This is a genomic window from Paucibacter soli, from assembly GCF_037482845.1.
Lineage (GTDB): Bacteria > Pseudomonadota > Gammaproteobacteria > Burkholderiales > Burkholderiaceae_C > Paucibacter_B > Paucibacter_B soli.
Genome location: NZ_JBBHJW010000005.1, coordinates 238587 through 253300, shown reverse-complemented (window position 1 = coordinate 253300; position 14714 = coordinate 238587). Strand labels below are relative to the sequence as shown.

Sequence of the window (14714 nt, the reverse complement as noted above, 5' to 3'; positions counted from 1 at the left end):
CCCGGCGTCATGCATGGCCGCTGACAACGGGCAACGTTCGCTGTTCGGCGAGATCCTCGACTGGATGCTCGCCCCCCTGCTGGTGATCTGGCCCATCAGCGTGGCGCTGACCTGGCTGGTGGCGCAGGGCATTGCCAGCAAGCCCTACGACCGCGAGCTGGGCGAGATGGCACGCTCGCTGGGCCTGCAGGTGGCGGCCGAGCAGCCGCGCGGCGGCAAGGCCAGTTCGCGCTATGCGCTCTCGCCCGAGGCGGCGGCGCTGCTGCGCGCCGACGAAGCCGACACCATCTACTACCAGGTGCTGGGTCTGCGCGGCGAGTACCTGAACGGCGACCGCAACCTGCCCGTGCCCACCGCCGACGAAACCATCGTGCCCTGGGAGCTGCACTTCCGCGACGACGAGGTGGACCACGAGAATGTGCGCGTGGCCTATCTGTGGGTGGTGCCCGAAGGCATGGGCCCCAGCGGCAAGACCATGCTGGTGCAGGTGGCCGAGACCCTGGGCAAGCGTGCGCGCCTCACCAACGAAATCATCAAGGGCGTGATCCTGCCGCAGTTCGTGATCCTGCCGCTGGCCGTGCTCTTGGTGTGGCTGGCGCTGGCGCGCGGCATCGCGCCGCTGAACGACCTGCAGCGCCGCATCCGCTCGCGCGACAGCTCGGACCTGAGCCCCATCGACGAACGCCGCATTCCCGACGAGGTCGCGCCGCTGGTGCGCGCCATCAACGATTTGCTGGAGCGGCTGGACCAGTCCATCAGCAGCCAGAAGCATTTCCTCGCCGACGCCGCGCACCAGCTAAAGACGCCGCTGGCCGGCCTGCGCACCCAGGCCGAGTTTGCGCAGCGCGAGATCGACGAGGGCCGCAGCTCGCCCGGCGAATTGAAACGTTCGCTGCAGCAGATCTCGCTCTCCAGCCAGCGTGCCGCGCATATGGTGAACCAGCTGCTGGCGATGGCGCGGGCCGAAGACCAGGAACATGCGGCGCGCCGCAGCGAGGTGAATCTGCCCGAGCTGGCCATCGAAACGGTGCGCGACTTCGTGCCGCGCGCGATGGAGAAGCGCCTGGACCTCGGCTACGAGGGCCCCGACGAGGCCGGCAGCGCGCTGCGCATCCTGGGCCATCCGCTGCTGATACGCGAGCTGATCCGTAATCTGGTGGACAACGCCCTGCTCTACACGCCGGCCGGCGGCACCATCACCGTGCGCGTGGTGGAAGACCCCTTCGGCCAGGTCTGCGTGCTGCAGGTGGAGGACTCCGGCCCCGGCATCCCCGAGTCGGAGCGCGAGAAGGTGTTCCAGCCCTTCTACCGCGCGCTCGGCACGAATGTTGACGGCTCAGGCCTGGGACTGGCGATCGTGCGCGAGATCGCCCAGCAGCACGAGGCCGAGGTCACGCTGGACGAGGCGCGGCCGCGCCGCCCCGGCATGGTGGAGCCCGACGGCATGGGCCCTGGCGCGCGCTTCACGATCCGCTTCCAGGCCCATGTGCTGCAGGGCGAGCTCCCGCCTCCGCTCAGCGGTGCATGAAGCGCCGGCTCTTGGAGATCGACATCAGCATGCCCAGGCTCAGGCCCAGCATCACCATGGCAGTGCCGCCATAGCTGATGAAGGGCAGCGGCACGCCCACCACCGGCAGGATGCCCGACACCATGCCCATGTTGACGAACACATAGGTGAAGAAGCTCAGCGTGATGGCCCCCGCCATCAGGCGTGAGAACAGCGTCGGCGCCTCCGAGGCAATCATCAGGCCGCGCAGGATCAGGGCGCTGAAGCCCAGCAGCAGCGCCGCCGCGCCGATCAGGCCGAACTCCTCGCCAAAGGCGGCGAAGATGAAGTCGGTGGTGCGCTCGGGGATGAATTCAAGATGGGTCTGCGTGCCCTTCATGAAGCCCTTGCCGGTCACGCCGCCCGAGCCGATCGCGATCTCGCCCTGGATGATGTGGAAGCCCTTGCCCAGCGGGTCCTTGGTCGGATCCAGCAGGGTGCAGACGCGGTTCTTTTGGTACTCGCGCAACACCGGCCATTGCACCTCGGGCTGACAGATCGCCTCCTCGCTCATCACCAGCGCCGTGATGGCAATGGCGCCGATGGCGATGGCGGGCACGATCAGCTTCCAGGACAGGCCGGCGAAGAAGATCACATACAGGCCGGCGGCCAGCACCAGGATGGCCGTGCCCAGGTCGGGCTGCTTGGCCACCAGACCGACCGGAATCGCCAGCAGCACGAAGGCGGCCACGAAGTCGGGCAGGCGCAACAGGCCCTCACGCTTCTGGAACCACCAGGCCAGCATCAGCGGCATCGCGATCTTCAGGATCTCGGAGGGCTGGATCTGCGTCACGCCGATGCTGAGCCAGCGCGTCGCGCCCTTCTTGGTGACGCCGAACAGCGCCGTCGCCACCAGCAGGGCCACGCCCACGCTGTAGAGCGGCACCGCCAGCTTCATCAGCCGCTGCGGCGGCAGCTGCGCCATCAGGAACATGACGACCAGCGAGAGCAGCATATTGCGCGCATGGTCGACAAAACGCGTGCCATGGTCATAACCTGCAGAGTACATGCACAACAGACCCAGGCCCATCAGCCAGGCGATTGCCAGCAGCAGCGGCAGGTCGAAGCCCTGGAACCAGGGCCGCAGGCGCTGCCAGAGGCTGGGAGCCTTGAAGGCCTTGTTCATCGCGAACCTCCCGACGCGGCTGCGCTGGCGGCCGCGGGCGCCGCCCCCGGCAAGGGCACTTGCGCGATCGGGCGCGGCTGCCCCACCGGCGCGGTGGTCTTGCCCTGCTGGGTCAGCGCGATGTCCTCTTCGCTGGGGTACTGGCCGGTCAGCACATAGTCGAACACGCGGCGCGCGATCGGCGCGGCCGAGGTCGAGCCGAAACCGGCGTTCTCCACGATCACCGCCAGCGCGATGCTGGGCGCTTCAAGCGGCGCGAAGGCGATGTAGAGCGAATGGTCGCGCTTGTGCTCGTCGGCCTTGATGGCGCTGTATTTCTCGCCCGCCTTCAGGCCGATGGCCTGCGCCGTGCCGGTCTTGCCGCCGCTCTTGTAGGCCGCGCCCATGAAGGCGGCACGCGAGGTGCCCTCGATCGTCACGCCGTGCATCGCATTGATGATCACCTCCACATGCTCGGGCTTGAGCGGCAGCGGCGCGAGCGCATCGCTGGCGACGCGGCGCCTCTCGTGCTTCACCACATCCTCGATCTCGCGCACCAGGCGCGGCCGGTAGCGCTGGCCGCCGGTGGCCAGGGTCGACACGGCGGTGGCCATCTGCAGCATGGTGAAGTTGTTGTAGCCCTGGCCAATGCCCAGCGAGATCGTCTCACCGGGAAACCATTTCTGATTCGCCGGACTCTTGGCGAAGTAGCGGCGCTTCCAGGCCTGCGAGGGCAGCACGCCGGTGACCTCGCCCTGCACATCGATCTCGGTCTTGCGGCCGAGGCCGAAGGGTTCCAGCTGATCGTGGATCAGGTCCACCCCCATCTCGTTGGCCAGGCTGTAGAAATAGACATTGGACGAGCTGACGATCGCCAGGCGCATGTCCTTGGGGCCGGGCCGGTCGGTCTCCGGGCTGCCGAAGGTGCGGCCGCCGAAGCTGTAGGTCAGATTGTCCTGCACGATCACGTTGGGGCCACGCTTGCCGCTGTTGAGCGCCGCCATCGCCATGAAGGGCTTGAAGGTCGAGCCGGGCGGGTAGGTGCCGCGCAGCGCGCGGTTCAGCAGCGGCTTGTCGATGTCCTCGTTGAGCTCACGCCAGCTGTCGGCATCGATGCCATCGACGAAGAGGTTGGGATCGAAGCTTGGTTTGGAGACGAAGGCCAGCACCTCGCCGCTGCGCGGGTCGATCGCCACCAGGGCGCCACGGCGGTCCTTGTAGAGCTCTTCCACCAGGGCCTGCAGGCGGATGTCGATCGACAGCATCAGCGTGTTGCCGGGCGTGGGCGGCTGGTGCGCCAGGCGCCGCACCGCGCGGCCGCCGGCGCTGGTTTCCATTTCCTCGAAGCCGGTGCTGCCGTGCAGCTCCTGCTCATAGGCCTGCTCCAGGCCCAGCTTGCCGATGTATTCGGTGCCGCGGTAGTTGGAGAGCTCCTCCTCGGGCCAATCCTCCATGGCCTTTTTCTCGGCCTGGTTGATGCGGCCGATATAACCCAGCAGATGCGCGCCCACCTGTCCCATCGGATAGCTGCGGAACAGCCTGGCCTTGATCTCCACGCCGGGGAAACGGAAACGCTGGGCGGCGAAGCGCGCCACCTCGGTGTCGCTCAGCTTGGTGCGGATCGGCAGCGATTCGAAACTCTTGCTCTCCTCCATCAGGCGCTTGAAGCGGCGGCGGTCGCGCCCCTGGATCTCCACCACGCCGGCCAGCGCATCGATGGTCTCGTCCAGATTCGGCACCTTGGAGGGCGTGATCTCGAGCGTGTAGGCCGAGTAGTTGCTGGCCAGCACGATGCCGTTGCGGTCCTTGATGAGGCCGCGATTGGGCACGATGGGCACCACCGTCACGCGGTTGGACTCGGCGCGCTCCAGCAGGGTCTCGTGCTGCAGCACCTGCAGGAACACCAGCCGCGCCGCCAGCAGCGCAAAGCAGAACAGCACGAAGCCCGCCGCCGCCAGCACGCGGAAGCGAAAACGCGAGAGCTCCTGGTGGAGGTTCTTCAGAACCGTCATGTTTGCGGGCTAGAGCGGGCGGTGGGCGTCGGGATCGGGCGGCCGGCGCTGCGGCGCCAGCAGGATCCAGCTGGCCAGCGGCCACAGTGCCGCCTCGAACAAAGGCGCCAGCACCAGGCTCCACCCCGGCGCCATGCCGCCCACCAGCAGGCGCACCAGCAGCGACACCAGATGCGCCAGCACGAACAGCGGCAGCACCTGCACCGCCTGCACCGGCAGCGAGAACCAGGGCAAGCGCCGGTGCAGGGCCACGGCGCCGAAGCTCAAGAGGCTGTAGGCCAGCGCATGCTGACCCAGCAGCGCGCCATGGTGCACATCGATGAAAAGGCCGAACACAAAGGCAAAGCCCACGCCCACGCGGCGCGGCTGATGCACGTTCCAGAACACCAGGGTGATGGCCAGCAGGTCGGGCATGGCCGGCTGACGGCCCAGCGGCACCATGTCCAGCACCAGGGCCAGGATCAGGGTGAGGGCGATGAAGAGGGGATTGGCGGGCAGCAGCAGCTGGCCCGAGCCGCGCGGCATGATCATCGCGTCTCTCCCTTGCTTTCGCGCGCCGCATCCTTCTTCGCCTTGGCTTCCGCCTTGGCCTGGGCCTTGCGTTCGGCCAATAGCGCGGCTTCCGAGGCCGCCGCCGCGGCCGCTTCGGCGCGCGCCGCCTCATGCACTTCCAGCGGTTCCAGGATCAACACATGGCGCGCCGCATCGGGCTGGGCCGTGGGTGCCAGGCTCACGCGCGCAAAGCTGGTATCGCCGCGCCGCTCCACCTGGGCCACCTTGGCCACCGGCAGGCCGGGCGGGTAGACACCGTCCAGGCCCGAGGTGGAAAGCAGGTCGCCGTTCTTGATGTCGGCGTTCGCGGCCATGAAGCGCAGCTCCATTGGGCCCTCGCTGCGCTCGCCGCCATAGGCCACGCCGCGCTGCTGGGTGCGGGTGTTGAGCACCGGGATGGCGGCGTCCTTGTCGGTCAGCAGCGTGACCTCGGCCGAGAAGTTGTAGACGCGCGTGACCTGGCCCAGCACGCCGGCATCGTTGATCACCGGCGAGCCGGCGCGCACCCCCTGGTGGCTGCCGCGGTCGATGATGACGCGGCGCGAATAGGGGTCGGTGGCCTCGTACAGCACCTCGGCGGCGAGCGATTTGACCGCCAGCGCCTCGCGCATCTTCAGCAGCTCGCGCAGGCGCTGGTTCTCGGCCTGCAGCTGTTGCGCGCGCGAGAGCCGTTCGGCCTGCTGCACCAGCTGCTTGCGCGCCAGGTCCTCGGCCGCCATGGCGCGCTGCATGCCACGCGAGTAGTCGCCCAGCTGCTCCCAGGCGTCCACCGGCGAGAGCAGGAGGCGCTGCACCGGGTGCAGCAGCAGGGCCAGCGCGGCACGCGCCGGCTGCGCCACCTTGAAGCGCGCGTCCGCCACCATCAGGAACACCGCCAGCGCCGCGCACAGCAGCAGCTTGGTCAGCGCCGAAGGGCCTTGGCGAAAGAAGGGAGGTGGCGAGCGATCCAGGGTGCCGAAGGGCATGCGTACTTGAAGGTCAGACCGCTGTCGTCAACAGCCCGCGGGGCCGACCCCTCACTCCGACGTAAAGATCGAACCCAGGCGCTCCATGCGCTCCAGCGCCATGCCGCAACCGCGCACCACGCAGGTCAGCGGATCCTCAGCCACCAGCACCGGCAGGCCGGTTTCCTCGGCCAACAGGCGGTCCAGGTCGCGCAGCAGCGCGCCACCGCCGGTCAGCATCATGCCGCGCTCGGCGATGTCGGCGCCCAGTTCGGGCGGGGTCTGCTCGAGCGCATTCTTTACCGCCGAAACGATCTGGTTGAGCGGGTCGGTCAGCGCCTCCAGGATCTCGTTGGACGAGATCGTAAAGCTGCGCGGCACGCCCTCGCTGAGGTTGCGGCCCTTGACTTCCATTTCCTTGACCTCGGAGCCGGGGAAGGCCGAGCCGATGTTCTTCTTGATCGATTCGGCCGTGGGTTCGCCGATCAGCATGCCGTAGTTGCGGCGGATGTAGTTGATGATGGCCTCGTCGAACTTGTCGCCGCCGACGCGGACCGAGCCCTTGTAGACCATGCCGCCCAGCGAGATCACGCCCACCTCGGTGGTGCCGCCGCCGATGTCGACCACCATCGAGCCCGAGGCTTCCGAGACCGGCAGGCCGGCACCGATGGCAGCGGCCATCGGCTCCTCGATCAGGTAGACCTCGCTGGCACCGGCTCCCAGCGCCGATTCACGGATCGCGCGGCGCTCCACCTGGGTCGAGCCGCAGGGCACGCAGATGATGATCCTCGGGCTCGGCTTGAGCATCTTCGAGTCGTGCACCATCTTGATGAACTGCTTGAGCATCTGCTCGGTGACGGTGAAGTCGGCGATCACGCCGTCCTTCATCGGGCGGATCGCCTCGATATTGCCGGGCACCTTGCCCAGCATGGCCTTGGCCTCGCGGCCCACGGCCTGGATGGTCTTCTTGCCATTCGGGCCGCCTTCATGGCGGATCGCGACGACCGAGGGTTCGTCCAGCACGATGCCCTTGCCGCGCACGTAGATCAGGGTGTTGGCGGTGCCGAGGTCGATGGCGAGGTCGGTGGAGAAGTAGCGGCGCAGGGAAGCGAACATGATGTGATGGGTTCGTCGGGCAGGCGCATCTGCAGCTGTGGCTCCAGATCACACCCGGCCCGAAAGCAGGCTTTGCGGGTCAGGTTAAGGCGGCAGACCAGGCTGCCGCGGGAATCGTTCGCACCATAAACAGCGAGGCTGCGTGGACCTGAACGGCGCGCAGCCCCGATGGCATGGAGATAAGCGGAGATAATACCCGATCACCTCTAGGATCTGACCTAGCGCAAGCCCTTCCGGGGCTTTGTTTTTGACACTTTTGGATTGGCTTCCCCCCATGGCCCTGACCCCACAAGACGTGAGTCGTATCGCTCACCTGGCCCGGCTGGAATTGGCCGCCAGCGAGCAGGCCGCCCTGCTCGGGCAGCTGAATGGCTTCTTCTCCATCGTCGAGCAGATGAGCGCGGTGGACACCAGCGGCGTCGAGCCCCTGTACACCCCGCTCTCCGCGGTGCAGGAGGTCGCCCTGCGCCTGCGCGACGACCTGGTCACCGAGAGCAATCAGCGCGAACTCAACCAACGCAGCGCACCCGCCGTCGAGGACGGCCTGTTCCTGGTTCCCAAGGTCATCGAATGAGCATGAGCAGCAAGTCCCTTCACGATATGGGCGTGGCCGAACTGGCCACAAGCCTGCGCGCCAAGGCCTTTTCCAGCGCCGAACTGACCCAACATCTGCTTGCACGTGTTACCTCGCATGAGGCCCTGGGCGCCTTCCTGCATGTGGACGCCGCCGGTGCCCTGGCGCGCGCGCAGGCGGCCGATGCACGGCTGGCGGCCGGTGAGGCTGGGGCCCTGATCGGCATCCCGCTGGCGCACAAGGACATCTACGTCACGGCCGACATGCCCACCACGGCCGGTTCCAAGATGCTGGCCGGCTACCGTAGCCCCTTCGACGCCACCGTGGTGGCCAGGCTCAATGCCGCCGGCACGGTGAGCCTGGGCAAGCTCAACTGCGACGAGTTCGCGATGGGCTCGGCGAATGAGAACTCGGCCTACGGCCCCGCCCACAACCCCTGGGATCGGGGCCGCGTGCCCGGCGGCTCCTCGGGCGGCTCGGCGGTGGCGGTGGCGGCGCGCATCGTGCCGGCCACGACCGGCACCGACACCGGCGGCTCGATCCGCCAGCCCGCCAGCTTCACCGGCATCACCGGCATCAAGCCCACCTATGGCGTGTGCTCGCGTTACGGCATGATCGCCTTTGCGTCCAGCCTGGACCAGGCCGGCCCGATGGCGCGCAGCGCCGAGGACTGCGCCCTCTTGCTCTCGGCCATGAGCGGTTTTGACGAGCGCGACGCCACCAGCGTGCAGCAGCCGCCGCAGGACTTCCATGCCCAGATGCTGCAGGCACGCGAGGGCGCCACGGCCGGCCAGCCGCTCAAGGGTCTGCGCATCGGCCTGCCCAAGGAGTTCTTCCCCGCCGCACTGGCCGCGGACGTGAATGTCGCGGTGCGCGCCGGCCTGGCCGAGCTGGAAAAGCTTGGCGCCACCCTGGTGGACGTGAGCCTGCCGCGCACCGAGCTGGCGATCCCCGTCTACTACATCATTGCCCCGGCCGAGGCGAGCTCGAATCTGAGTCGCTTCGATGGCGTGAAGTTCGGCCACCGCGCGGCCCAGTACGACGACCTGCTGGACATGTACAAGAAGAGCCGCGCCGAAGGCTTTGGTGCCGAGGTCAAGCGCCGCATCATGATTGGCACCTATGTGCTGAGCCATGGCTACTACGACGCCTACTACCTGCAGGCCCAGAAGCTGCGCCGCATGATCGCCGACGACTTCCAGCAGGCCTTCCGGCAATGCGATCTGATCGCCGGCCCGGTCGCCCCCAGCGTGGCCTGGAAGGCTGGCGAAGGTGCGGACGATCCGGTCAAGGCCTATCTGGCCGACATCTTCACCCTGCCGGGCTCGCTGGCCGGCCTGCCCGGCATGAGCGTGCCGGTGGGTTTTGGCGAAGGCGGCATGCCGGTGGGCCTGCAGCTCTTGGGCAACTACTTCAAGGAAGGTCAGCTCTTGCATGCGGCCCATGCCTTGCAGCAGGCCACCGACTGGCACACCCAAGCCCCCGCAGGAATTTAAGCACATGGCATCTTCTAGCAGCAAACTGATCCGTGGCTACGAGGTCGTGATCGGCCTGGAAAACCACGTCCAACTCTCCACCGCCTCCAAGATCTTCAGCGGCTCCTCCACCGCCTTCGGCGCCGCGCCCAACACCCAGGCCTCCCCGGTGGACCTGGCACTGCCCGGCACCCTGCCGGTGCTGAACCGCGGCGCGGTCGAGCGCGCCATCCGCTTCGGCCTGGCGGTGGGCGCCAAGGTGGCGCCGCTGTCGATCTTTGCGCGCAAGAACTACTTCTACCCCGACCTGCCCAAGGGCTACCAGATCAGCCAGTTCGAGATCCCGGTGGTGCAGGGCGGCCGCGTCGAGTTCTTCGTCGGCGACGAGAAGAAGGTCGTCAACCTGACGCGCGCCCACCTCGAGGAAGACGCCGGCAAGAGCCTGCACGAGGACTACCACGGCCAGTCGGGCATCGACCTGAACCGCGCCGGCACGCCGCTGCTGGAAATCGTCTCCGAGCCCGAGATGCGCTCGGGCGCCGAGGCCTGCGAATACGCCAAGACCCTGCACGCGCTGGTGATGTGGCTGGGCATCTGCGACGGCAATATGCAGGAGGGCTCGTTCCGCTGCGACGTCAACGTCTCGGTGCGCAAGCCCGGCGAGCCCTATGGCACGCGCCGCGAGATCAAGAACCTGAACAGCTTCCGCTACCTGCTGCAGGCGGTGGACTACGAGGTCAACTGGCAGATCGACGAGATCGAGGATGGCCGCAAGATTCAACAGGCCACGGTGCTCTTCAACCCCGACACCGGCGAGACGCGCGCCATGCGCAGCAAGGAAGACTCGGCCGACTACCGCTACTTCCCTGACCCCGACCTGCCGCCGCTGCTGATCGCGCCGGAATGGGTGGAGCGGGTGAAGGGCGAGATGCCCGAGCTGCCCTCGGTGATGGCCGCGCGCTTCGAGCAGCAGGACGGGCTGACAGCCTACGACGCCGCCATCATGACGCAAAGCCTGGCCACGGCGCGCTTCTACGAGGCCGCCAAGCAGGTCTGCGGCGCACCCAAGCTGGTGGCCAACTGGCTGATGGGCGAGGTCTCGCGCCGCCTCAACAGCGAGGAGCGTGAGATCGAGGCCAGCCCGGTCAGCCCGGCCCTGCTGGGCGCGCTGATCCAGCGCATCCAGGACGGCACCATCTCCAACAACGCCGCCAAGCAGGTGTTCGAGGCGCTCTGGAGTGGCGAAGGTGCGGACGTCGACGCGCTGATCGAGGCCAAGGGCCTGAAGCAGATGAGCGACACCGGCGAGCTGGAGCGCATCCTCGACGAGGTGCTGGCCGCCAATCAGAAATCGGTGGACGAGTTCCGCGCCGGCAAGGACAAGGCCTTCAACGCCCTGGTCGGCCAGGCCATGAAGGCCACCAAGGGCAAGGCCAATCCCAGCGCGGTCAACGAGCTCTTGAAGAAGAAGCTGAGCTGAGACCGAGGTCAGTCCACTGAGGACTGGCCGACGCTCAGCGAAGGGCTGGGCACGTCTCGCGTGACCAGCCTTGGCGCTTAGTCGATGGAACCTGGAGGGGCGCCGGCCCAGAGCTTTCTGAGCCGCGCCAGCTCCACGTCGTAGAGCTTGTTGACACGCACCAGCTCGGCCTTCTGGTTTTCGATCAGTTCCTTCTGCGCCTGCGTCGAAGCATCATTGGCATCGAGTTGCAGGCGCAGTTTGGCCGGCAGCTGCTTGCCGGTATAGAACTCGGCCTCATCCAGCAAGGGCTTGCGTTCGACCGCGAGGTCCTGGATGCGTTTTTCCGAGATGCGCATCGACTTGTTGACATCATCAAGCGCCGCCTCGCGCGCCTTTTGATGCATCGCTTCGCTGCGGTAGCGCGCCATCAGATTGCGGTCGCGCCGCACCGCGTCCGCCTTGGCGGCTCGCTCCACCGCCAACTTGCGCTCGGCCGCTTCATGCGCGGCACGCTCCTCGGGCGACATCGCCGGCGGCACCACCGTGCGCAGCGAGCCATCGGCATTCAGCACCCGCTGCTCGCGCGTGCTGCATTCGGCGATCGGTCGGTCCGAGGTCAGACGCCGGCCATCCGCGGTGGTGCAGCTGTAGATGCTGCCGGCTGGCTTGGCCGCCGGCTGCGCCAAGGCAAGGCCGCTGGCCAACAGCGCAGCAACAGCACAAAGGCCGCGCGAAACGACGCGAAGAACAACGGAAGCGCGCATCAGACTCCGTAACGATCTCGGTAGGCTTGCACCGCGCCCGCATGGGCGGCGATGGCAGGGCTGCTCGTCGTTTGCAAATACTGCAGCAAGTCCGACAGGCCGGCAATTGCGCTCACAGGCAGTTGCAGTTGCTCGCTCACATACTGTACCGCCGACTTCGGGCTGTCCACACCGTTCTCCACCGCCTTCTCCTGGCGGTCCAGGGCGATAGCGACGCCGCAGGGCGTGGCGCCGGCGGCCTGGATCATCGCGATGGATTCGCGCACCGAGGTGCCGGCCGAGATCACGTCGTCAATGATGAGCACACGGCCGCGCACCGGCGCGCCCACCAGGGTGCCGCCCTCGCCATGGTCCTTGGCCTCCTTGCGGTTGTAGGCAAAGGGCTTGTTATGGCCCAGGCGCGCCAGCTCGATCGCCACCGCGGCAGCCAGCGTGATGCCCTTGTAGGCCGGCCCGAAGATCATGTCGAACTGGATGCCCGAATCGATCAGGGTGCGCGCATAGAAGCCGGCCAGACGCCCCAGCTTGGCGCCATCGTCGAACAGGCCAGCATTGAAGAAATAGGGGCTCAGACGCCCCGCCTTGGTCTTGAACTCACCGAAACGCAACACCCCTGCCTCGACGGCGAAGGCGACGAATTCCTGGGCGGTGCTGGGGGTGTTCATGGGCTGCGAGGCGAGAGATGGGACTGGCCGGCATTGTAGGCGGCACAAAAATGAGGCCCGGCCCCTTTTGAGGGCCAGGCCTGCGCAGCGACCCTGGGTCAGGCGTCAGTAGGTAGCCCGGAACTGCACGCCGTAGCTGCGCGGTTCATTGACGATGCCGGTGAGGTTGTTGAACGCAATGGCCGCAACTGTCTGCAAGTGGTTGGTGATATTGCGCGAGTACGCCGCCACCTCGTACTTGCCATTGGCCCAGCCGTAGCTCACACGCAGGCCGCCCTCCAGCGCCGCCTTGGCCCGGTACTCGACGGCCTCATAGGCAAACATGTTGTACTTGTCCTTGTAGGCCCAATCGGTCAGCACGGAAAGGTCGCCGCCCGCAATCTCGGTGCTGTACTTGAGCGTCCAGTTCCATACGACCTTGGGCGCGCGCGGCAGCGGGTTGCCGTCGATCGAGACGATCTTGTCGGCCGGATTGGTGCCCGCCTTGATCGGGTCGAGCAGGGTGCATGGTGCGCCGCAGGTCTGCGTGAACAGATTGGGGTCCTTGATCTTGGTGTCGTTGTAGGAGAAGCCCAGCGTGGTCTTCCAGTCGCGCGCGATGATGGCCTGGGCGTCCAGCTCGAAGCCCTGGCCCTCGGCCTTTGCCACGTTCAGCAGCACGTTCTGATTCACCTGGCCGCTGCTGGCGGTCAGCTGCATGTCCTTCATGCGGTATTTGAAGACCGTGCCGCTGATGCGCGCGGTGTTGTTGAGCAGGTCAGCCTTGAAGCCGCCCTCCACCGACAGCACCTTCTCGGCCTTGGCCTCTGAGAAGGTGTCGCCAAACAGCACACGCCCCTGGATTGAGGGAGCACGATAGCCGGTGGCCACGCGTGCGAAAAGGCTGGTCGCCTTGTCGACGTTGTAGTTGGCGCCCAGATCCCAGCTCCAGTTGGTGGACTTGGGGTGGGTGCTCAGGGGGCCGACGGTGCTAAAGCCCTGGGTACGCGAACCGTCCCAGTCCTTCTTGTCGTCGGTGTAGCGCAGGCCGCCGCGGATCTTGAAGTCGGGCGTGAGGGCGTAGTTCAGGTTGCCGAAGGCGGCCCAGGACTTGGCGTCCTGGTGTTGCACGGCATAGCCGTTTTGCGGATCACCGGCGGCAAAGGTGTCGAAGTTGAAGCTATCGACCTGCAGCTTTTCGCTGAAGTAATAGACGCCAGCGATCCACTGCAGCGGCGCGCTGGTGTTGGACTGCAGGCGCAATTCCTGGGTGATCTGGCGCAGATAGGGGATGCCGTCGGCGGTCTGCGCGTCAAACGGAATATAGGCCGGCTGGCCGGGGTAGTTGGGCCCCATGGGCAACTGCTTGGGCCCGCCGAAGATGGCGTCGCTGCCGAAGCCGCCGTCCACATCGCCACGGCTGTAGAACTTGGCACGGTCGTAGGCGGTGATGGAGTGCAGCGTCATTCCGTCCAGTTCCCAGCGCAGGCGCGCGCTCAGCTCATGGGACTGCAGCGTCTGGCTGTTGTAGCCATCGGTCGGGTAGTACTTGTAGTCAAAGCCGTCCACCAACTCATTCGTGCCCTTCTTCATGATGTTGGCGCGGAAGGTCGTGGCGGAGCCCTTGTAATCACGCCCTTGCAGCTTGAACAGACCGTAGAAGCCGCCGTTCTTGTAGGCGGCCTGCAGGCGCAAGGCCTTGTCGTTATAGCCTTCCAGGTCGCTGGTGGCGCCTGGCAGGGGGTTGTGCACGCGGTCATCCTGACGCTGCATCAATCCCGCCACGCGCAGCTGCCAATCCTCGCTGAGCGGCAGGTTCATTGCTGCTTCGACATTCACCGAATTCCAGCGGCCGTAACCGATGGTGGCATAGGCCTCCTTGCGCTTGCCGGGCTTGGCCGAGTCGAACTTGATCACGCCCGCCGGCGAATTGCGGCCGAACAGCGTGCCCTGCGGGCCACGCAGCATTTCAACCTGATCAACGTCGAACACCGGGAAGCCCTTGAGCGCAATGCTCTCTTGCACGACATCGTCGTACACCAGGCCCACCGGTTGCGAGGCGTTCATGTCGAAGTCGATATTGCCGATGCCGCGGATATAGAAACGCGGGAAGGTGCGGCCGTAATCCGACTCGATGTTCAGGCTGGGCACGCGACCCGACAGCGCACGAATGTCCTGGCCGCTGGCGTTGTAGGTCTCCAGCGCATCGCCCTTGATGGCCGAGATCGACAGCGGCACATCCTTGATGTTTTCCACGCGCCGGCTACCGGTCACGATCACAGCCTCCAGCTGCGCGGGCTCCTTGCGGGCCTCGGTCGACTCGGCGCTCTGCGCCAGCGCGGCATGCATCGGAAATGCCGACAAGAGTGCCAGCGTCAGCGCGCTCGGCTTGAATCCTTGCTGTTTCATGGGTACATCCTTTGGCGGTTTCGTTTGCACAACGCCAAATGCGGGCAAACGTTTGCGGTTGAGGGTGAATGAAATCTAGCAGCCGCATCGGCGCTTGCCAAATCCCCGCCG

Annotated in this window: 12 protein-coding genes; 4 read left to right on the top strand and 8 right to left on the bottom strand. The window is 66.5% G+C overall.

Annotated elements, in window-relative coordinates:
• Window positions 1-13: 13 nt before the first annotated feature.
• Window positions 14-1528, top strand: coding sequence for a sensor histidine kinase (locus WG898_RS12750; protein WP_339603174.1), 1515 nt, complete (start codon window positions 14-16; stop codon window positions 1526-1528).
• Here the strand turns inward: WG898_RS12750 and rodA are convergent.
• Genes rodA through WG898_RS12725 form a run of 5 tightly spaced genes read right to left on the bottom strand, consistent with a single transcriptional unit; the run spans window position 1515 to window position 7275 of the window.
• Window positions 1515-2672: a rod shape-determining protein RodA gene (rodA, locus tag WG898_RS12745; RefSeq protein WP_339603173.1), complete on the bottom strand. Its 1158-nt coding sequence runs from the start codon at window positions 2670-2672 to the stop codon at window positions 1515-1517. The two genes, WG898_RS12750 and rodA, sit on opposite strands and share 14 nt — an antisense overlap.
• Complete coding sequence (mrdA, locus tag WG898_RS12740) at window positions 2669-4663, bottom strand: penicillin-binding protein 2 (protein WP_339603172.1); 1995 nt, start codon at window positions 4661-4663, stop codon at window positions 2669-2671. The genes rodA and mrdA overlap by 4 nt, the downstream gene beginning before the upstream one ends.
• A 9-nt stretch (window positions 4664-4672) precedes the next feature.
• Entirely contained in the window at window positions 4673-5194 is a 522-nt protein-coding gene (gene mreD, locus WG898_RS12735) for a rod shape-determining protein MreD (protein ID WP_339603171.1), read from the bottom strand.
• Complete coding sequence (mreC, locus tag WG898_RS12730; RefSeq protein WP_339603170.1) at window positions 5191-6180, bottom strand: rod shape-determining protein MreC; 990 nt, start codon at window positions 6178-6180, stop codon at window positions 5191-5193. The genes mreD and mreC overlap by 4 nt, the downstream gene beginning before the upstream one ends.
• Before the next feature lie 51 nt (window positions 6181-6231).
• Window positions 6232-7275 carry a rod shape-determining protein gene (locus tag WG898_RS12725; protein ID WP_339603169.1) on the bottom strand — a complete coding sequence of 348 codons (1044 nt, stop codon included), beginning with the start codon at window positions 7273-7275 and terminating at the stop codon, window positions 6232-6234.
• A gap of 274 nt (window positions 7276-7549) precedes the next feature.
• Here WG898_RS12725 and gatC point away from each other — a divergent pair, with 274 nt between their 5' ends.
• Genes gatC through gatB form a run of 3 tightly spaced genes read left to right on the top strand, consistent with a single transcriptional unit; the run spans window position 7550 to window position 10804 of the window.
• Window positions 7550-7849 carry an Asp-tRNA(Asn)/Glu-tRNA(Gln) amidotransferase subunit GatC gene (gene gatC / locus WG898_RS12720; RefSeq protein ID WP_339603168.1) on the top strand — a complete coding sequence of 100 codons (300 nt, stop codon included), beginning with the start codon at window positions 7550-7552 and terminating at the stop codon, window positions 7847-7849.
• 2 nt (window positions 7850-7851) lie between these two features.
• The gene (gene gatA, locus WG898_RS12715; RefSeq protein WP_444718936.1) at window positions 7852-9345 is read left to right on the top strand and encodes an Asp-tRNA(Asn)/Glu-tRNA(Gln) amidotransferase subunit GatA; all 1494 of its coding nucleotides are present in this window, start codon (window positions 7852-7854) and stop codon (window positions 9343-9345) included.
• Between the two features lie 4 nt (window positions 9346-9349).
• Window positions 9350-10804 carry an Asp-tRNA(Asn)/Glu-tRNA(Gln) amidotransferase subunit GatB gene (gatB, locus tag WG898_RS12710; protein WP_339603166.1) on the top strand — a complete coding sequence of 485 codons (1455 nt, stop codon included), beginning with the start codon at window positions 9350-9352 and terminating at the stop codon, window positions 10802-10804.
• A gap of 77 nt (window positions 10805-10881) precedes the next feature.
• Here the strand turns inward: gatB and WG898_RS12705 are convergent, their stop codons facing one another.
• From WG898_RS12705 to WG898_RS12695, 3 genes are all read right to left on the bottom strand, one after another.
• Window positions 10882-11550, bottom strand: a complete 669-nt coding sequence (locus tag WG898_RS12705; RefSeq protein ID WP_339603165.1) for a hypothetical protein — start codon at window positions 11548-11550, stop codon at window positions 10882-10884.
• Window positions 11550-12215, bottom strand: a complete 666-nt coding sequence (pyrE, locus tag WG898_RS12700; RefSeq protein ID WP_339603164.1) for an orotate phosphoribosyltransferase — start codon at window positions 12213-12215, stop codon at window positions 11550-11552. Before pyrE ends, WG898_RS12705 begins: the two co-directional genes overlap by 1 nt.
• 105 nt (window positions 12216-12320) lie before the next feature.
• Window positions 12321-14603 carry a TonB-dependent receptor gene (locus WG898_RS12695; RefSeq protein ID WP_339603163.1) on the bottom strand — a complete coding sequence of 761 codons (2283 nt, stop codon included), beginning with the start codon at window positions 14601-14603 and terminating at the stop codon, window positions 12321-12323.
• Window positions 14604-14714 lie beyond the last annotated feature (111 nt).